The following is a 17,625-nucleotide window of genomic DNA, read 5'->3' on the forward strand; positions in this document are numbered from 1 at the left end:
CGACGGAATTGAGGGGAATAAGTAAGAAGATCGGCGCAATGGCTGCAGCCGACAGCAAATCCCCGGTGGAACACAACACTAATGGCCGACCCTCGTATTCTGACTGGCACCGCTGGACTTGATATCGTTTTGCGGGGTGGGCTGACGCCTGGGCGGCTGTATCTACTGGAAGGGGCGCCGGGTTCGGGCAAGACCACGATGGGCCTGCAGTTCCTGTTCGAGGGCGTGCGCCAGAACGAGAAATGCCTTTACATCACCTTGTCCGAAACCAGCGAGGAAATCGCAGCGGTGGCGGATTCACACGGTTGGACGCTGGACAAGATCGACCTGTTCGAGCTGTCCTCGGCCGCCGATGTGCTGGGCGGCGGGCGCGAGCAAACGCTGATCCATCCCTGGGAAGTGGAACTGACGGCGACAGTCGAGCTGCTGATCAAGCGGGTCGAGGAAGTGTCGCCCAAACGCGTGGTGTTCGACAGCCTGTCGGAGTTGCGGCTGCTGAGCCAGGATTCGCTGCGCTACCGCCGGCAGGTGCTGGCGCTGAAACAGTATTTTGCGGGCAAGAACATCACCGTGATCCTGGTCGATGACCTTACCGGCGGGAATGGCGTGCGCGACGCCCATCTGCATTCGTTGGCGCATGGGGTGATTACGCTTGAGCGCAATACGCTCGAGTTTGGCGCGGCGCGGCGGCGGATCGAAGTGCAAAAGATGCGCGGCATCGACTTCATCGGCGGCTTTCACGATGTCACCATCCAGCGCGGGGGCATGAAAGTGTATCCGCGCCTCATCGCCTCCCATCACCATAGTGAATTTCCCGGTACCGCGGTGCCAAGCGGGGTGCCTGAGCTCGACGCCTTGCTGGGCGGGGGGCCTTTGCGCGGCACTTGTACGCTGCTGACCGGCCCGGCGGGGGCGGGCAAATCCACCGTCTCGATCCAGTACGCGATGGCTGCCTGCGCGCGGGGCGAGGCGGTCACCATGTACCAGTTCGACGAGCGGATCGGCACGCTGATGGCGCGGGCCAGGAGCATGGGGCTCGATCCGGGCAAATTTATCCAAAGCGGTCTGCTCAAGATCGAGCAGGTCGAGCCGGCCGAAATTGCCCCGGGTGAGTTTGCCTGGCGCGTGCGCCAGGAAGTGGAGCAGCGCCAGGTCAAGGTGCTGATCATCGACAGCATGAACGGTTATCTGGTGTCCATGCCCGAGGAAAAGCAGCTGTTGCTGCAGCTGCATGAGTTGCTGGCCTATCTCAGCCAACAGGGCGTGCTGACGCTGCTGGTCAACCCGCAATCGGGGATCATGGGGACGATGAGCACCAGCCAGCTCAACATCTCCTATATCGCCGATGTGGTGCTGTTGTTCCGGTTCTTTGAAGCCGAAGGGCGGTTGCGCAAGGCCGTATCGGTGATCAAGAACCGCGGCGGCTATCACGAAGACTCCATTCGTGAATTGGCGGTGGATTCCCATGGCGTGCGGATTGGGGAACGCCTGACGGACTTCAAGGGCGTCATGACGGGCACGCCCGAATATATCGGCGCCGAAGGCCGGCTGATCGAGAGCCGCACCGATGCACAACCGGAGTGAGGTGGTCCACGTCCTGGCCCCGCTCGGACGTGATGCCCAAAGCGTGTGCTCGATCCTTGCGACCCGCAAGTTCGAGACCAATGTGGTTCATTCGCTCAACGAGCTCGGCGAGGCGCTGGGCGACGATACCGGCGCGGTGGTGCTGACCGAAGATGCCATGGTCGGGCGCGATTGGTCCGTGTTGGTCAAGGCGCTGGAAGATCAGCCGAGCTGGTCGTCCTACCCGTTCGTCTTCATCATCGGGCGGCGCAATGCCGAGTTGTCGCCCAATGCGGCGCATGCCCTGCTGCCGCCCGAGCTGAGCAATGTAATGATGCTGGAAAAGCCGATGGGCTCGGCGACACTGCTGAGTGCGGTTGCCTGGGCGCTGGGCGGGCGGCGCCGGCAGTTCCAGACGCGCGACCATCTGCGTGAACTCGAACAAAGTGCGGCGCGGCAGCGGCTGATGACGCGCGAGCTGGCGCACCGGGTCAAGAACACCATCGCGGTGCTGCAATCGATCGTGTCCCAGACCATGCGGCCATTCCCCGAAATGGGGCCGGTCAAGGACCGGCTGGTGGAACGCTTCGCCGCGCTGGCGCGGGCGCACGATCTGTTGCTGACCACCGATTTTCATAGCGCGATGTTCCGCCAGCTGGTGGTGGCGTCGGTCAGCGTGCATGATGGGGACGGCACGCATTTCACCCTGGACGGGCCCGATTTCGAGATATCGCCACAGGCGGCGCTGTCGTTTGCCTTGGTGTTCCACGAACTGGCGACCAACGCTGTCAAGTATGGGGCGCTATCGACCGCGGCAGGCCATGTGAGGGTCAGCTGGGAAGTCACGAGCGGGGAACAGCTCGAGCTGACCTGGCGCGAACAGGGCGGCCCGCCCGTGGCTGAGCCGGCGGTCAAGGGGTTTGGCTCGCGCCTGATCCGCACGACGCTGGCGGGCCTGGGGCAGGTGACCGTCGCGTACCTGCCCGACGGGCTGGATGTGCGGTTTGTCGGCCCCATGGCGGGGCTGACCTATTCGGTGGTGCCGGATTTCGTCGCCGAGGCGCTCTAGATTGGAGCGCCTTACCGGATAGCCTGCAACTGCTTGAGCAGAGCGGGCTGGAGCGCTTCGTTGCCTGCCACGATCTGGCCGTTGGCAACCGAGCCGGTGCTGCCGGCATAATCGGAAACAAAGCCGCCAGCTTCCTTGACCATCAGCAGGCCAGGCGCCACGTCCCACGGTGCCAGACCGGCTTCCCACAGCGCATCGAAGCGCCCTGAAGCCAGCCAAGCCATATCCACCGAGATGGAGCCCGACCGGCGAAGCCCGGCGATGGCGGGGTTGATGGCGGCCACCTGGCGCAGCTGCAGCGCATCATTGGCCGTGCCCTGGGTCTTGATGCCGGTGGAAACCACCGCATCGGCCAGATGGCGACGCGACGCTACACGCAGGCGCCGGCGATCATTGAGCCAGGCGCCGCCCCCCTTTTCGGCGGTATAGAGTTCGTCCATCACGGGATTGAAGATCACCGAGGCAACGATCTCGCCGCCCCGCTCAAGCGCGATGGCGCAGGCGAAGAGCGGGATGGAATGGAGGAAATTGGTGGTGCCATCGAGCGGATCGACGATCCAGCGGTGCTGGCCGTCCGTGCCGGCCACTTCGCCGCCTTCTTCCATCAGGAACGCATAGGTCGGGCGGGCCTTGCGCAGTTCATCAAAGACGATCTGTTCGGCGCGCAGATCGGCCTTGGACACGAAATCGGCGGGACCCTTGCGGGAAACCTGCAGCGACTCGACTTCGCCAAAATCCTTGGTGAGCGACTTGCCGGCCTTGATGGCGGCCGAAACCATGACATTGAGGAGAGCTGAACGAGACATGGATCAATCCGCCCGGCGCATATAGGTGGCCTCGGTGGTATCCACCACGATGCGTTCGCCCACCGCAATAAAGGGCGGCACCATGACACGCAGGCCATTGGACACGATAGCAGGCTTGAACTGGTTGGACGCGGTCTGGCCCTTTTGCACCGGATCGGCCTCGGTGACTTCGAGCACAACATTAGCGGGGAAGCGGATGCCCAAGGGGGTGTCTTCGTGCATTTCGAGCGTGATTTTCATGCCGTCTTGCAGGAAGGCTGCGCGCTCCCCGACGAATTCGCGGGGCAGCTCAACCTGCTCGAAACTGTCCTGATCCATGAAAACCAGATTGTCACCCTGCTCATAGAGATAGGTGAAATCGCGAAACTCCAGTTCGACCTGTTCGACGGTTTCAGCGGAGCGGAAACGCTCGTTGAGCTTGGTGCCGCCAAGGATGGCCTTGAGCTCTACCTGGGCATAGGCGCCGCCCTTGCCGGGCTTGACGTGGTCTACCTTGACGGCGACCCAGAGGCGGTCCTGGTGGTTGATGACGAAACCGGGGCGGACTTCGTTGCCATTGATCTTGGCCATAAACAGATGCTTTCGGTGCGCAATTGTCGGCTTGGGCCGAGCGCAGGTTATGCGATTGGCCAAAGAACGGGAGGGTCGGGCGTGGGCAGCTTTTTGCCTTAGAACGGGACGCGGTTCAAGGGCTTTGCGGTGGAGGCGCGACCAGCTCGGGAACCGGGTCCGGTCCGGGCAGCGGCGAGGAGGGGGCCGCCGCGGCCGGGGCCTGGCCTTCGTCCAGCGGGCCTGGCAAGGATGGCGCGTCGGCTGGTGGCGGCGTTTCGGGCGCCGGCTCGGCACCGGCAGGCTCAGCAGGAGCTGGGGCAGCTGGGGGGGTGGACGGCCAGAAGCGGGCGCGCTCCTCGGCGCGAGCAAGCCCTTCGGGTGAAAGCGAGACCAGGAGACGATCAAGGGAGGGATCGCTCAAGCCCTGGCGTCGGGCGAGGGCGCGGTACATGGCCGCGTCCTCAAGGTTGAGCTCAATGCCCTCGCCAACGGCCAGGAGCTTGGCAAAGCGGTTCTGCGCCACCGGATTGCCCGCTTCAGCGGCGGTGCGATACCAGCGCGCGGCTTCCTCGACGTTCTTTTCCACGCCCTGGCCAAGATAAAGCAGGGTGGCGTAGTCGATCTGGGCGGGGACAAGGCCTTGTTCGGCCGCAAGGGCGATATAGCGGGCACCCTCGACTGGATTGGGTGGGCTGCCCGCTCCTTCGATCAACATGGAGCCGTAGTCATACCGGGCTTCAGGCAATTCGGCGTCGGCGGCTTCCTTCATCAGGGTTGCGGCTGTGACAAGGCTGGGGGTGGCGTAGATGCCTTCCACATGCAGCAGCGCCATGTTGTATTTGGCGGGAATATAGCCGCCCTCAGCCGCCTTGGCGAAGAGCTCGGCGGCACGCTTGCGGTCGCGCTCGACGCCAACGCCGTCCTGATAAAGCAGTGCGAGTTCGAAGGTCGCGAGGATGTCGCCGTTGTTGGAGGCAAGCCGGTACCAACCGGCGGCACGCTCCTCGTTCTGGGCGACGCCCAAGCCCTTGGCGAAGATCTCGGCAATCAAGGTTTGTGCCGCGGCATCGCCTTTTTCGGCGCGCGGCAGCGCGTATTCGAGGGCGGTGAGGAAGTAGCCGCGCTGAAAGGCGCCAAAGGCTTCGTCCACAGGGAGGCGGGGACCGGCGTTTGCGTCGGGAGCGGTTTCGGTTTCCGGCGGCGCGGCATCTGGCGTGGGTGGCGCTTGGGTGCTGTCGCCGGGTTCGCCGGCGGGTGGCATATCGGGGGTCGCGGCCGGCTCATCGGCTGGTGGGGCGTCCGGCACAGGCGCGGGCTCGCCAGGCAATGGCGCTTCGGTCGCGGCTGTGGGTTGGCTGGTCGCCGGTGCTTCGCTCGAAGGCGGCGCGGGGCGTGGCCTGGGCTGGGGCGGCAGTTCCTGCGCCCCGGCCGAAAGGGGCAGGAGCGCTATGGCGAGTAGCAGGAGGCCCCTGATCATGCGGTTACCCCTAAGCTTTGAGCGAGTTGCGCCAGTGCCTGGGCCGGAGAGGGGGCGGACCAGATGCTGTTGCCGAGAGCCAGGAACTCGGCGCCGCGGGCATCGGCATGGCCTTCGCTCGCGGCGGGATCGTGCAGCACAGCAGGGATTTCGAAGGTTTCGGCCCACCATTGCGCCAGATCGGGTGCGGCGGCGTCGGGCTCACCATCAAGGGCACCGAACCAGAGGTAATCCACATCGAGTTCGCCCCGGACCATGGCATCGTGCCGGGTGGATACGGGGCCGGCCCCCACGATCATGGCGGGCTTTAGGGCCTTCAGAGCGGCGCGAACATCGTCCTCGTCGCCGGTGATGTGCACGCCATCGGCACCGAGGCGCTTGGCCAGGGCCCAGTCATCCTCGAGCAGCACGGCGCAGCCGGCGCCTTGGCCGATATTGATGAAGTTCTTGGCCAGCGTGGCATAATCGGCGTCGTTGCGTTGGCCGCGACGCACAAGCAGCGCCGCAACGGGCGCCGCGCTCAGCACACCCATCAGTGCGGCTGGAGCCAACTCGGGCGTTGCAGCGGCGGGCGTGAGAAGCAAAAGCTGAGGAGCCATGGGATTCCGGAACGAGGGGACGCACCGGGGTTGTGGCGCGCCATTGGGGCGACAAAAGGGTCGCTCTCCCATAAGGGCAAACGCGCCTCATGCGCAATGGCGGCAAGCAAAGGCCGGCGGCAGCGCCGCAAAGCGCTGTCGCCGGCCGAAAAGGAGGATGAGGCGCCTAGGCGGCGATGCGATCCTGTTCGTGGGTCCACTGGCCCAGTGCGGCCAGCGAGTTCATGCGGGCGCGATGGGTAAAGGCGGCCTGAGCCTGGGGAAAGTTCTCGCGGCGGCCGGCCCAGGTGCGCAGGGCAACGTTTTGCAGCGCGCGGCCATAAGAGAAGGTCAGCGGCCAGGGCAGGCCCCCGATCTTGTTCATCGCCGAAAGGTGGGAGGTGGCTTCCTCGTCGGTCTGGCCGCCCGAAAGGAAGGCGATGCCGGGAACGGCGGCTGGCACATGCTCGCGCAGCACTTCCACGGTGCGGCGGGCAACATCATCCACGGTCGGCCGATCGCGCGAATTGACGCCCGGGAGCACCATATTTGGCTTGAGCAGCATGCCGCCAAGGTCAACGCCAGCGAGGCGCAGTTCCTTGAAGACGTTCTCGAGCACATCGCCGGTGACCTGAGCGTTGCGCTCCAGCGAATGGTTGCCGGGCTCGCCATCGCCGACGACTTCGGGCTCGACGACTGGCACGATACCGGCTTCCTGGCAGAGAATGGCGTAGCGCGCCAGGGCATGGGCGTTGGCGCGGATATTGTTGCGGGTGGGGGCAATGTCATTGATGGTGATGACGGCGCGCCACTTGGCAAAGCCGGCGCCGAGGCGGGCATATTGCTCGAGGCGCTGGCGCAGGCCATCGAGGCCCTCGGTGATCTTTTCGCCGGTATCGCCGGGCATGGGGAAGGCGCCGCGATCCACCTTGATGCCGGGGATCACATCGGCATCGGCCATGATGGCACGGAACGAGGTGCCGTCGGCAGCGTGCTGTTCGAGGGTTTCCTCGGTCAGGATCACGCCCGAGATATAGTTGCGCATGGCTTCTTCGGAGCGGAAGAGCATTTCGCGGTAGTCGCGGCGCAGATCGAGCGAGTTGGGCAGGTTGATCTTGGCAAAGCGCTTGGCGATGGTGGGCTCGGACTCGTCGGCGGCAAGGATGCCTTTTCCCGGCTCCATCAATTTTTGCGCGACGGCATTGAGCGACATTGGCATGGAAGTCCCCTCAGTTTCTTTGAGGAGGAAGTTAGACTTCTGCCTTAGAAAGTCGATTAGACGAATGGTTATGCAACCAAGGTGGAGGGGTCCGAGTTGATGGACCCCTCCTGAGGTTCAGCGGGTGAGTGCCTGGACACCGGGCAGGGGCTTGCCTTCCATCCATTCAAGGAAAGCGCCGCCGGCGGTCGAAACATAGGTGAAGCTGTCCTTGACCCCGGCATGCGCGAGGGCCGCGACAGTGTCGCCGCCGCCAGCAACCGAAACGAGGCCATTGCCGCGGGTGCGCTCGGCGGCGTGCTGGGCCACGGCAACGGTGCCGGCATCAAAGGGCGTCATTTCGAAAGCGCCCAGGGGGCCATTCCACACAAGGGTCTGGGCGGCATCGATGGCAGCGTTGATCTGCTCGACCGAACGGGGGCCGACATCGAGGATCATGGCATCGGTCGGGACCGCGTCGGCGGCGACGGTCTGGTTGGCGGCATTGGCCTTGAACTCGGTGGCGACGACGCCATCAACCGGCAGGATGATGGTGCAGCCGGCGGATTGGGCGGCGTCGAGGATGCGGCGGGCCGTGTCGGCGAGGTCCTTTTCGCAGAGCGATTTGCCGATGTCATGGCCCTGGGCAAAAAGGAAGGTGTTGGCCATGCCGCCGCCGATCACCAGGGTGTCGACCCGGGTGACGAGGTTTTCGAGGAGGTCGATTTTGGAGGAGACCTTGGCGCCGCCGACCAGGGCAATAACCGGCTTTTTGGGGTTGCCGAGGCCTGCTTCCAGGGCTTCGAGCTCGGCCTGCATGGCAAGGCCAGCCGCGGCGGGCAGCAGGTGGGCGATGGCTTCGGTGGAGGCATGGGCGCGGTGAGCGGCCGAGAAGGCGTCGTTGACATAGAGGTCACCGAGGCTGGCCATGCGAGCGGCGAGTTCGGGATCGTTCTTTTCCTCGCCGGGGTGGAAGCGCGTGTTTTCGAGCACATAAACGGCGCCATCGGGGCCGGTATCGATGCCGCGCTGGGCGTTGGAGACGTCGTTCCAATCGGTCAGGATGAAGCCAACGGGTACGCCCACGGCTTCCACAATGGCGGGGACGACCTGTTCGAGCGAATAGTCGTGGTTAAACACGCCCTTGGGCCGGCCGAAATGGGAGAGGAGGATGGCCTTGCCGCCGGCTTCGGTGATGCGGCGGATGGTGGGTACCAGGCGCTCGATGCGGGTGGCATCGGTGACCTTGCCGTCAGCAACGGGCACGTTGAGGTCGGCGCGAACCAGGACGCGCTTGCCGGCGAGATCAAAGTCATCAAGGGTCTTGAAGGAGGCGGTCATGCTGGCTCCGGATCTGTGTTGCTGGGGGCGTAGCAGAGACGGGGGAAACGGGGAAGCCGCCTTGTGGGGGCTTCAGTCGGCTCGTTCGAAGAGGCCGGGATAGTCGAGCACAAGACCCTCGCCGTCGAGTTCAAGAACGCGTTCGAAGCTGCCATTGTTGCTTTGGAAGCGGAAGTGGGTGGGGTCGAGCCGGGTGTAGAGCTGTTCTTCGCGCCGAACGGTCATGTCGTCGCCATCGATCCAGGCCATGGCAAAGCGCTGCGGCTGGTTGTCGACCCAGGCGCTGCGCCAGATCGGGAGCGAATTGGTGAGCGGGGTGGGCCAGAGATCGATGTCGAGGCAGCCATTGAGGGAGGGCAGGGGTTCGGCGCGATCGTCGGACCAACTGCCGGCACCGTTGGCGAACAGTTCCAGCACCGCGCCATCGGTGCGTTCGACGCGGATGCTGCGCGCGAGGCCGGCCTCATCGAGCTTGAGGCGGTAGAAGAGGCCGTAATCGGGGGTGATCACCGTGCCCCGGATGCGGGTGCCCGAGCTAGCGGGGATGATGTGGCAGTGCTCGAGGGTGACGGGGTCGAGGCCGCGCCAGCGGATGGACTTGTTCAACATCGCTAGCCCCTGTTGCATGCCGCTCGGGCGATACTAGCCAGCAGAAGATATTGGGGCTAGCCGCCCCCACCCTTGATCCCTCCCCGCTAGGGGGAGGGTGTCGACTGAACTATCATTGACTAAGGGGCGGAAGGTTAGAGGGTCTTGGCGAGGGCGACTGTGGTGTCGCACATGCGGTTCGAGAAGCCCCATTCGTTGTCGTACCAGGACAGGACCGAAACGAAATTGCCGTCCATCACCTTGGTCTGCTCGAGCGCCATGGTGGAGGAGTGGGGGTCGTGGTTGAAGTCGATCGAGACATTGGGCTGATCGGTATAGCCCAGCACGTTCTTGAGCTCGCCATCGGCGTAGCGCTTGATCGCGTCGTTGACTTCCTGGGCCGTGACATTGCGCGAGGAGATGAACTTGAAATCGACGCAGGACACGTTGGGGGTCGGCACGCGGATCGAGACGCCGTCGAGCTTGCCCTTGAGTTCGGGCAGGACGAGGCCGATGGCCTTGGCGGCGCCGGTCGAGGTCGGGATCTGCGACAGGGCCGCAGCGCGGCCGCGATAGAGATCCTTGTGCATGGTGTCGAGGGTCGGCTGGTCACCGGTATAGGAATGGATGGTGGTCATCATCCCCTTTTCGATGCCGAATTCCTTGTGCAACACATAGGCGAGCGGCGCGAGGCAGTTGGTGGTGCACGAGGCGTTGGAAACGACCACGTGATCCTTGGTCAGCTGCTGATGGTTGATGCCGTATACCACGGTCAGGTCAGCGCCTTCCGCAGGGGCAGACACGAGCACTTTCTTGGCGCCGGCCTGCAGGTGGGCGGAGGCCTTTTCCTTGGAGGTGAAGATGCCCGTGCATTCGAGCACGATGTCGATGTTCATCTCGCGGTGGGGCAGTTCGGCCGGGTTCTTGACGGCGGTCACCTTGATGGGGCCGCGGCCCACATCGATGGTGTCGCCGGCCACGGTCACGGTGCCGGGAAAGCGGCCATGTACGCTGTCGAAGCGGATGAGGTGGGCATTGGTTTCCACCGGACCCAGATCGTTGATGGCGACCACTTCGATATCGGTGCGGCCCGACTCGATGATGGCGCGCAGGATGTTGCGGCCAATACGACCAAAGCCATTGATGGCGACGCGAACTGCCATGGGAGGCACTCCTTGAGGAGGAAGGGAAAAGGGGAGGTGGGTTCTCTTACAGCTGCGCGGTTACCGCTTCAACAATACCTTGAGGCGTGATGCCGAAGTATTCGTAGAGTTTGTCGATCGGGCCCGAAGCGCCAAAGGCATGCAGGCCGATGAACTTGCCCTTAGGACCAAGCAAGGTGCCCCAGGAGAGGCTGATGCCCGCTTCCACCGCGACGCGGGCTTTGGCCGAGCCGATGATCTCGTTCTGGTAGGCTTCATCCTGGGCGGCAAAGAGCTCCATGCAGGGCACGGACACGACGCGAGCGGAAATGCCCTGCTCGTCGAGCAGCTTCTTGCCGGCCAGCGCTATTTCGACTTCCGAGCCGGTGGCGAAGATCACGGCCTGCGCGTCGGCATCGCCGGCGAGGGTATAGGCGCCCTTGGCGGAGCGGTTTTCCTCGGTGAACTCGGTGCGCACCGTGGGCAGATTTTGACGCGACAGGGCCAGGAGCGACGGCGCGTCCTTGGTTTCCACCGCGAGTTGCCAGCATTCCAGCGCTTCCACGGCATCGGCCGGACGGAAGACGAGGAGGTTCGGAATGGCACGCAGGGCGGCGAGATGCTCGATGGGCTGGTGGGTGGGGCCGTCTTCACCCAGGCCGATGGAGTCGTGGGTCATCACATAAATGACGCGCTGGGTCATCAGCGCCGACAGGCGAATGGATGGACGGGCGTAATCGCTGAAGACGAGGAAGGTGCCCCCATAAGGGATGAGGCCCCCATGCAGCGCAATGCCGTTCATGGCCGCCGCCATGCCGTGCTCGCGAATGCCATAGCGCATGTAGCGGCCGAGGCGGTCGGTGTCGGTGAAGGGCAGAGTCTGGGTGGTGTTGGTGAGGTTGGAGCCGGTGAGATCGGCCGAGCCGCCCAGGGTTTCGGGAACGACGCCGTTGATGACTTCGAGCGCCATCTGGCTCGACTTGCGGGTTGCAACCTTGGGTTTTTCTTCGGTGAGCTTGCGCTTGTAGTCGCTGACGACCTTGGCATAGCCCTCGGGCAGATCGCCACGGAAGCGGCGGTCGAACTCCGAGCGCTGGTCAGCAGGCAGAGCCGCGAACTGCTCGGCCCAGGCGGCGCGGGCCTGGGCACCGCGAGCGCCGGCCGCGCGCCAGGCGTCCAGGGTGGCGGCCGGGATTTCAAAGGCGGGGTAGTCGATGCCGAGCGCGGCCTTGGCGCCGGCCAGTTCCTCGGCGCCCAGCGGGGAGCCGTGGACCTTTTCGGAGCCGGCCTTCTTGGGGGCGCCAAAGCCGATGGTGGTCTTGGCCGCGATCATGGTGGGCTTGTCGCTGTTGCGCGCGTCGCGCAGCGCCGCTTCGATGGCGTCCTGGTCGTGGCCATCAACGGCCACCGTGTTCCAGCCCGAGGCCTGGAAGCGGGCCAGCTGGTCGGTGGAGTCCGCGTTGGAAACCTTGCCGTCAATGGTGATGCCGTTGTTGTCCCAGATCAGCACCAGCTTGTTGAGCTTGAGGTGACCGGCGAGGGTAATGGCTTCCTGGGAGATGCCTTCCATCAGACAACCGTCACCAGCAAGCACATAGGTGTAGTGGTTCATCACGCTTTCGCCGAACTCGGCAGCGAGCTTGGCTTCTGCGATGGCCATGCCGACGGCATTGCCGACGCCCTGGCCGAGCGGGCCAGTGGTGGTTTCGATGCCTGGGGCGAAATGATATTCGGGGTGGCCAGCGGTCTTGGAGCCCAACTGGCGGAAATTCTTGATTTCCTCGATGGTCATATCCGGATAACCGGTCAGGTACAGCACCGAGTAGAGCAGCATGGAGCCGTGGCCGGCCGACAACACAAAACGGTCACGATCAGGCCATTTGTGATCGGTGGGATCGAACTTCATGATCTTGGTGAACAGCACGGTGGCAATATCCGCGCAGCCCATGGGCAGGCCGGGATGGCCGGAATTGGCCTTTTCCACCGCATCCATCGAAAGGGAGCGGATGGCGTTAGCCAGATCGTTCTGCTGGGGTGTATTGGTCATTGTCCGCTCGTTTCGGTGGCACAAAAGGCGGGACGCAAGACCGCTTGTGCCAGCGTCCCGAGGCGGGTTCGAGGCATAACAGGTTCGACCACCCTGTCAATTGCCGTGGGTGGGAAGGCCGTTGCATTAGACAGGGCGCTGGGGCACCCTGCAGGGGCTGGAATGATCGGTCGCAGAAAGTGTTGTTGGCGATGAGTGAGAGCGAACTTCAAGACGGGATCAGCGCGGCAGTAGCGCGATTTGATCGTGCCTTGGCGCGACTCGAAACCAGTTCGGCCAATCTGCAGCAGCGCATGCAACGGCTCAACCGCATCGAGGTCGATACGCAGCGACTGGTAACTGAGCGGGCTCGGCTGGCAAGCGAGCTGGACAAGACCGCGGCCAAGGCCAAGCGCCTCGACGACAGCGCCCATGAGGTGTCGCGTCGGCTTGTGGCGGCCATGGAAACCGTGCGCGAAGTGCTGGCCAAAGCGGAGTAGGCGATGCCTGAAGTCAATGTCGAGATCAATGGCCGCCGCTATCGGATGGCGTGCGAAGAAGGCCAGCAAAAACACCTGATTGGCTTGGCCAAGCGCTTTGATGGGGAGGTGGATGCGATCAAGGGAGTGGTCGGGGAAATCGGGGATACGCGCCTCACGGTAATGGCCGGGATCGCCGTGGTCGATGAACTGGCGGAAGCCGAAAAGCGCATAGCGGCGTTGCAGGCTGAAATCGAGCAGTTGAGCGCCGCCGGCCAGCAGATCGCCGGGGAAATGGATGCGCTCGAGCAGCGCTTTGCCGGCAAGCTCGAGCAGGCCGCGCGCTCGCTCGAAATTGTCGCCGGGGTGTTGGACGAAACGGCGGTCGGCCCCCAGAAATAAGTTCAGGAGCCGTTTTTCTGGACGATGCAGTTGCCTCCGGCAGCCATCAAGCGGTCGCATAGGGCGTTGGCTTCCTGCCGGGTAGGGCGGCCTACCATGGCCGAAAAGCGCAATTGACGCCCGAAATTGGGATTGCGCACGGTGATCAGCAGCAGCTTTTCCTCACCCAGCACCTTGGAAAATTTGTTTTGAGCGGTATCGAAGCGGTTGCGGGCGACTTCGCTGGTGTTGTGCTGGGCAATCAGCACGCCCCAAGGCTGCCAGGCAGCATTGGTGGTATCCAGGTTGGGAATTTTGACCGCCGAGGCCATGTCGAGGCAGGAATCGAGGAATGGGCTTTCAGGCTCGAGGGTGAAGTCGACCGGCTCGGGCGCGTCGTTGCGCCAGTAATCGGCGGGGCGGCCGGTGATTACCGAGACATAGTTGCGCGTTTCGGCTGGTAGCCCGCCGGTGCCGGCGAGATAGCGCGAGAGGCGGGCTTCGCCACCGTTGTAAGCCGCAGCGGCAAGGCCAAGATTGCCGAATTTTTCCTGCAGGAAGCCCAGATATTCGGCCGAACGGGCCAGCGCCTGGGCGGGGTCGAAGGGGTTGTCGAGTGCGCGCAGGCGGGCGGTGCCCGGCATGAACTGGGCAATGCCCTGCGCTCCGGCGGGGCTGATGGCTTGCGGATCGAAGCGGCTTTCCTGCCAGATCAGGCGGGCAAGAAACGCTTCGGGAATCTCGTAATGGTTGGAAAAGCGGGAAATGGCGCTGCAGACATCGGCGACATAGCTGGTTTCAGCGATGCAAACCGCCTCGTCATTGAGGGTGAAGCAGGAGGGGGTGGGCTCCTCGGGCTCCTCTGGATTGGCGGACTCCGCGGCGGACTGGGTTTCCACGCCAAGCGCGGCGGGCTGCGCGAGCACCATCAGGAGCAGCGCTGTCAGCCACGCCAGGGATTTCGATCGCCATGTCGGCAAAGACTTCACCAAGTTCATGTCCCGAGCGGCCCCAGAATGCACACCGCCAGAGGGCTGCGCAGGGCTAGAATGAGTTAAAGGGCGGCAGGATCCAAGACGCCATCGGATTGGTCGACATATAGCGGGTTAATTGGCCCGCCGCGATTTGCCAGATTTTGTGCTGCGCGGCCCTTTGCACCCGCCTGCGAAAGGCTTATATGTCGAGCGCTGCCCGGTGCGTGTTGGATACCAATATCCCCGGGGCCTTATCGATCCTAAAGGGAGCTGTCCCTGACCGGGCCCGTGGGCTCGGACATACGGCGCCCACCTACGTAAGTAGGTTCCCGGGATCGCCTATCCCACGGCCAGGGTGGCACCTTATTTTCGCGACAGGCAACAAAGCGCCTTATGGTTGTTGAGCGTAACGAAGACACCAAGGCGAGCTTGCGACAAGCGGCAAAGGCCCGCCGGGCGGCGCTCCCCGCCGGCGAGCGGGCCCAGGCGGCCGAGAGTGTTACCCAGCTATTTTTTTCCGAGCCTCGGTTCGGGCTCGCCCAGGTGATCGCGGGCTATTGGCCGCTGGTGGATGAGCTGGATTGCCGGCCAATTTTGCTGCGCTTGCTCGATGATGGCCGCACCGTGGTGTTGCCGGCGATAGTCCGGCCGCACGGCCCGCTGCAGATGCGAGTGTGGGAGCCGGACGCACCGCTTTACCCGGCGGGGTTCGGCACGCTCGCTCCCTCCGAACTTGCGCCTCACGCCCACCCGGACCTGGTGCTGGTGCCTCTTTTGGGCTTTGACCGGCTGGGCACCCGGCTGGGCTATGGCGGTGGTTATTATGACCGCAGCTTTGCCGAGCGGGAAGGGCGGCCACTGATGGTCGGCCTGGCTTACAGCGCGCAAGAGTTTGACGCCATTCCCCGGGACGAGCATGACATTGCGCTGGACGCTGTGATAACGGAAACCGGCATTCGACAGTTCGGCGGCAGATAATGAAATTTCTATTCTTGGGCGACGTCGTGGGCCGTGCAGGCCGCGAGGGAATTGCCGATCGCCTGCCCGGATTGATCGAGCGCTACGGCTTTGATTTTGTGGTGGTGAACGGGGAAAATGCCAGCCATGGGCGCGGGCTGACCGAGCCGCATTTCAACGGCATCCGGGCGGCCGGCGCCGATATCGTGACCCTGGGCGATCATGCCTTCGACCAGCGCGACACCATCTCGTTTATCGAGCGGGAAACGACGCTGGTGCGGCCCATCAACATGGCGCCAGGCACCCCCGGTCGCGGGGCGATGTTTATCGAGGGCCGCAACGGGCATCGGGTGCTGGTGATCAACGCGCTCGGGCGCGTGTTCATGGGGCCAGCCGATGATCCGTTCCGGGCGGTGGAAGCGGCGATCGCCGCCTGTCCGCTGGGCGAGCAGGCCGACGCAATTATCGTGGATTTTCACACCGAGGCCACTTCCGAAATCCAGGGCATGGGGCACTTTCTCGATGGGCGGGCGAGCCTGGTGGTCGGCACCCACACCCATATCCCGACGGCTGACTTGCGCATTCTCAAGGGCGGCACGGCGCTGCTGGCGGATGCGGGCATGTGCGGGGACTACGACTCGGTGATCGGGGTGGACCCCGACGAGCCGCTGAACCGGTTCCTCACCGGCATTGCCAATGGCCGGTTCACGCCAGCCGAAGGGGAAGCGACCTTGTGCGGCGTGGCGGTGGAAACCGATCCGCGCACGGGACTGGCGGTCAAGGTGCTGCCGGTGCGGGTGGGCGGGGTCTTGGCGCAGGCGTTGCCCGAGTTCTAGCCCGCTTCACATTCGCGCCGGGCTTGCCTATAACGCGCCACCACAACAACACCAGACCCCAAGGACTGACCGATGGCCGGCCATTCACATGCCAAGAACATCATGCACCGCAAAGGCAAAAGCGATGCGGTGCGTTCCAAGGTCTTTTCCAAGCTGGCGCGCGAAATCACGGTGGCGGCCAAGATGGGCATGCCCGATCCGGCTTTCAATTCCCGGTTGCGCCTGGCGGTGACCAATGCGCGCGCCCAGTCCATGCCCAAGGACAACATCGATCGCGCTATCAAGAAGGCGATCGGCAGCGACGGCGAGAACTATGACGAAATCCGCTATGAGGGCTATGGCCCAGGTGGCGTCGCGATCATCGTGGAAACGCTGACCGACAATCGCAATCGCACCGCCTCCAATGTGCGCTCCTACTTCTCCAAGAATGGCGGCGCGATGGGGGAAACCAACTCGGTCGGGTTCATGTTCGACAAGGTTGGCGAGATCACCTATCCGGCAAGCGCCGGCAGTGCCGACGAGATCATGGAAGCCGCCATCGAGGCAGGCGCCGATGACGTCGAAAGCGACGAAGAGGGCCACTATATCTACACGAGCTTTGAGGCGATGGTGGAAGTGGCCGCCGCGCTGGAAAAGGCACTGGGCGAAGCAGAATCAGTCAAGGCCGTGTGGAAGCCGCAGACCAATACCCCCATCGATGCCGACAAGGGCGCGACGCTGATGAAGTTGATCGCTACGCTCGAAGAAGACGATGACGTGCAGAATGTTTATTCCAACTTCGAGATGAGCGACGAGGCCATGGCCAAGCTGGCCGACTAAGCCTCGACAAGGTTCCTCAGGCGCGTTGCAGGGCCTGGGGGAAGAACTGATCGGCCGCGACGATCGTCACGCGATTGCGGCCGGTTTGCTTGGCGTCATAAAGGCGCTGATCGGCAATCCGGAACAATTCGGAAAAACCGATGGCGCTGCCGAACACAGCGCCACCAATGCTGACGGACAGGGCTTGTACGGTGCCGCGCGGCACAAATTCAGCTTCATTGACCGCGCTGCGGATGCGTTCGGCAATAGCGCGCGTAATGTCGGCATCGACGCCGGGCAGGAACACGCCAAATTCCTCGCCGCCCATCCGCCCCACCAGATCTCCCGCCCGCAGCACCGAGCGGATCGCCCGGGCGATCACCGTCAGGGCAAGGTCGCCGGCATCGTGGCCGAACCGATCGTTGATCGATTTGAAGTTGTCGGCGTCGATCACCAGCAAGGCACCGCCCGGGGTGCTGTCGGCGCGCGCCAACTGCGTCGTCACCTGGGCGGTGAAGGCGCCGCGATTCAGACAAGAGGTGAGGCTGTCCGTGCGGGCGACCATGCCCAGCCGGCGATTGGCAATGGCAAGGCGCCGCAGCCGCAAGCTCAGGAGAAAAAGCAGCGGCACGCCCAGGAAGATGGGTAGCACCGTAGCGCTGATCATCGCCCGTTGCAGCGCTGCACCACCTAAATTCTCAAATAGCAGGGCATTGAACCCGACGGAAACCAGGACGCAGCCCAAGGTGCCGAACACGGTCCAGCGGGTGACGCTCGACCAGGTACGTGAGCCGCTCCCCCCGATGCTATCCTGAAAAGGGCTAGCCATTGGCTACCCACCTTTCCGGGCGCTGCCCATA

At 63.8% G+C, this 17,625-nt stretch carries 18 protein-coding genes and 1 other RNA gene; 8 read left to right on the plus strand and 11 right to left on the minus strand.

Going from position 1 to position 17,625, the window contains the following annotated elements; translation table 11 throughout:
- The first annotated feature begins 81 nt into the window (after positions 1–81).
- Both AC3YMN_RS01735 and AC3YMN_RS01740 read left to right on the plus strand, forming a co-directional pair.
- Positions 82–1,584: an ATPase domain-containing protein gene (locus tag AC3YMN_RS01735; RefSeq protein WP_489888697.1), complete on the plus strand. Its 1,503-nt coding sequence runs from the start codon at positions 82–84 to the stop codon at positions 1,582–1,584.
- Positions 1,568–2,632: a sensor histidine kinase gene (locus AC3YMN_RS01740; RefSeq protein WP_489888698.1), complete on the plus strand. Its 1,065-nt coding sequence runs from the start codon at positions 1,568–1,570 to the stop codon at positions 2,630–2,632. Before AC3YMN_RS01735 ends, AC3YMN_RS01740 begins: the two co-directional genes overlap by 17 nt.
- 11 nt (positions 2,633–2,643) lie before the next feature.
- Here AC3YMN_RS01740 and AC3YMN_RS01745 read toward each other — a convergent pair whose 3' ends face one another.
- The 9 genes from AC3YMN_RS01745 to tkt all read right to left on the minus strand — a co-directional run bounded on the left by AC3YMN_RS01745 (position 2,644) and on the right by tkt (position 12,361).
- Complete coding sequence (locus AC3YMN_RS01745) at positions 2,644–3,438, minus strand: inositol monophosphatase family protein (protein ID WP_127753974.1); 795 nt, start codon at positions 3,436–3,438, stop codon at positions 2,644–2,646.
- 3 nt (positions 3,439–3,441) lie between these two features.
- Entirely contained in the window at positions 3,442–4,008 is a 567-nt protein-coding gene (gene efp / locus AC3YMN_RS01750) for an elongation factor P (protein ID WP_127753973.1), read from the minus strand.
- A 115-nt stretch (positions 4,009–4,123) separates the two neighbouring features.
- Complete coding sequence (locus tag AC3YMN_RS01755) at positions 4,124–5,467, minus strand: tetratricopeptide repeat protein (protein ID WP_489888699.1); 1,344 nt, start codon at positions 5,465–5,467, stop codon at positions 4,124–4,126.
- On the minus strand, positions 5,464–6,066 hold the full coding sequence (locus AC3YMN_RS01760) for a thiamine phosphate synthase (RefSeq protein ID WP_489888700.1): 603 nt from the start codon (positions 6,064–6,066) through the stop codon (positions 5,464–5,466). Before AC3YMN_RS01760 ends, AC3YMN_RS01755 begins: the two co-directional genes overlap by 4 nt.
- 166 nt (positions 6,067–6,232) lie before the next feature.
- Positions 6,233–7,264, minus strand: coding sequence for a class I fructose-bisphosphate aldolase (locus tag AC3YMN_RS01765; protein WP_489888701.1), 1,032 nt, complete (start codon positions 7,262–7,264; stop codon positions 6,233–6,235).
- A 117-nt stretch (positions 7,265–7,381) separates the two neighbouring features.
- Entirely contained in the window at positions 7,382–8,584 is a 1,203-nt protein-coding gene (locus tag AC3YMN_RS01770) for a phosphoglycerate kinase (protein ID WP_489888702.1), read from the minus strand.
- Positions 8,585–8,656: 72 nt separating this feature from the next.
- Positions 8,657–9,193: a putative glycolipid-binding domain-containing protein gene (locus tag AC3YMN_RS01775; RefSeq protein WP_489888703.1), complete on the minus strand. Its 537-nt coding sequence runs from the start codon at positions 9,191–9,193 to the stop codon at positions 8,657–8,659.
- Positions 9,194–9,327: 134 nt separating this feature from the next.
- A complete protein-coding gene (gene gap / locus AC3YMN_RS01780) occupies positions 9,328–10,335 on the minus strand; it encodes a type I glyceraldehyde-3-phosphate dehydrogenase (RefSeq protein WP_489888704.1) in 1,008 nt (335 codons plus the stop codon).
- 46 nt (positions 10,336–10,381) lie between these two features.
- Complete coding sequence (tkt, locus tag AC3YMN_RS01785) at positions 10,382–12,361, minus strand: transketolase (protein WP_489888705.1); 1,980 nt, start codon at positions 12,359–12,361, stop codon at positions 10,382–10,384.
- Positions 12,362–12,552: 191 nt separating this feature from the next.
- Here tkt and AC3YMN_RS01790 point away from each other — a divergent pair, with 191 nt between their 5' ends.
- Positions 12,553–12,840 carry a DUF4164 family protein gene (locus AC3YMN_RS01790; protein ID WP_127753966.1) on the plus strand — a complete coding sequence of 96 codons (288 nt, stop codon included), beginning with the start codon at positions 12,553–12,555 and terminating at the stop codon, positions 12,838–12,840.
- Positions 12,841–12,843: 3 nt separating this feature from the next.
- Positions 12,844–13,221: a cell division protein ZapA gene (locus AC3YMN_RS01795; protein ID WP_127753965.1), complete on the plus strand. Its 378-nt coding sequence runs from the start codon at positions 12,844–12,846 to the stop codon at positions 13,219–13,221.
- A gap of 2 nt (positions 13,222–13,223) precedes the next feature.
- Here AC3YMN_RS01795 and AC3YMN_RS01800 read toward each other — a convergent pair whose 3' ends face one another.
- Complete coding sequence (locus tag AC3YMN_RS01800) at positions 13,224–14,180, minus strand: lytic transglycosylase domain-containing protein (RefSeq protein WP_489888707.1); 957 nt, start codon at positions 14,178–14,180, stop codon at positions 13,224–13,226.
- A gap of 201 nt (positions 14,181–14,381) precedes the next feature.
- On the opposite strand from AC3YMN_RS01800, the gene ssrS reads away from it, so the two are divergent.
- From ssrS to AC3YMN_RS01820, 4 genes are all read left to right on the plus strand, one after another.
- Positions 14,382–14,540: non-coding RNA, 6S RNA (ssrS, locus tag AC3YMN_RS01805), on the plus strand.
- 27 nt (positions 14,541–14,567) lie between these two features.
- Positions 14,568–15,152, plus strand: coding sequence for a 5-formyltetrahydrofolate cyclo-ligase (locus tag AC3YMN_RS01810; protein ID WP_489888708.1), 585 nt, complete (start codon positions 14,568–14,570; stop codon positions 15,150–15,152).
- Positions 15,152–15,967 carry a TIGR00282 family metallophosphoesterase gene (locus AC3YMN_RS01815; RefSeq protein ID WP_489888709.1) on the plus strand — a complete coding sequence of 272 codons (816 nt, stop codon included), beginning with the start codon at positions 15,152–15,154 and terminating at the stop codon, positions 15,965–15,967. Before AC3YMN_RS01810 ends, AC3YMN_RS01815 begins: the two co-directional genes overlap by 1 nt.
- Positions 15,968–16,039: 72 nt before the next feature.
- On the plus strand, positions 16,040–16,786 hold the full coding sequence (locus AC3YMN_RS01820; protein ID WP_489888710.1) for a YebC/PmpR family DNA-binding transcriptional regulator: 747 nt from the start codon (positions 16,040–16,042) through the stop codon (positions 16,784–16,786).
- Positions 16,787–16,802: 16 nt separating this feature from the next.
- On the opposite strand, the gene AC3YMN_RS01825 is transcribed toward AC3YMN_RS01820, so the two are convergent.
- Positions 16,803–17,594, minus strand: coding sequence for a GGDEF domain-containing protein (locus AC3YMN_RS01825; RefSeq protein ID WP_489888711.1), 792 nt, complete (start codon positions 17,592–17,594; stop codon positions 16,803–16,805).
- Positions 17,595–17,625: the final 31 nt, after the last annotated feature.

This window comes from Devosia sp. Z11_6, from assembly GCF_058133665.1.

Coding starts and splice junctions, on each gene's coding strand:
- AC3YMN_RS01735 (WP_489888697.1), top strand. CDS start 82: ATGGCCGACCCTCGTATTCTGACTGGCACCGCTGGACTTGATATCGTT.
- AC3YMN_RS01740 (WP_489888698.1), top strand. CDS start 1,568: ATGCACAACCGGAGTGAGGTGGTCCACGTCCTGGCCCCGCTCGGACGT.
- AC3YMN_RS01745 (WP_127753974.1), bottom strand. CDS start 3,438: ATGTCTCGTTCAGCTCTCCTCAATGTCATGGTTTCGGCCGCCATCAAG.
- efp (WP_127753973.1), bottom strand. CDS start 4,008: ATGGCCAAGATCAATGGCAACGAAGTCCGCCCCGGTTTCGTCATCAAC.
- AC3YMN_RS01755 (WP_489888699.1), bottom strand. CDS start 5,467: ATGATCAGGGGCCTCCTGCTACTCGCCATAGCGCTCCTGCCCCTTTCG.
- AC3YMN_RS01760 (WP_489888700.1), bottom strand. CDS start 6,066: ATGGCTCCTCAGCTTTTGCTTCTCACGCCCGCCGCTGCAACGCCCGAG.
- AC3YMN_RS01765 (WP_489888701.1), bottom strand. CDS start 7,264: ATGCCAATGTCGCTCAATGCCGTCGCGCAAAAATTGATGGAGCCGGGA.
- AC3YMN_RS01770 (WP_489888702.1), bottom strand. CDS start 8,584: ATGACCGCCTCCTTCAAGACCCTTGATGACTTTGATCTCGCCGGCAAG.
- AC3YMN_RS01775 (WP_489888703.1), bottom strand. CDS start 9,193: ATGTTGAACAAGTCCATCCGCTGGCGCGGCCTCGACCCCGTCACCCTC.
- gap (WP_489888704.1), bottom strand. CDS start 10,335: ATGGCAGTTCGCGTCGCCATCAATGGCTTTGGTCGTATTGGCCGCAAC.
- tkt (WP_489888705.1), bottom strand. CDS start 12,361: ATGACCAATACACCCCAGCAGAACGATCTGGCTAACGCCATCCGCTCC.
- AC3YMN_RS01790 (WP_127753966.1), top strand. CDS start 12,553: ATGAGTGAGAGCGAACTTCAAGACGGGATCAGCGCGGCAGTAGCGCGA.
- AC3YMN_RS01795 (WP_127753965.1), top strand. CDS start 12,844: ATGCCTGAAGTCAATGTCGAGATCAATGGCCGCCGCTATCGGATGGCG.
- AC3YMN_RS01810 (WP_489888708.1), top strand. CDS start 14,568: ATGGTTGTTGAGCGTAACGAAGACACCAAGGCGAGCTTGCGACAAGCG.
- AC3YMN_RS01815 (WP_489888709.1), top strand. CDS start 15,152: ATGAAATTTCTATTCTTGGGCGACGTCGTGGGCCGTGCAGGCCGCGAG.
- AC3YMN_RS01820 (WP_489888710.1), top strand. CDS start 16,040: ATGGCCGGCCATTCACATGCCAAGAACATCATGCACCGCAAAGGCAAA.
- AC3YMN_RS01825 (WP_489888711.1), bottom strand. CDS start 17,594: ATGGCTAGCCCTTTTCAGGATAGCATCGGGGGGAGCGGCTCACGTACC.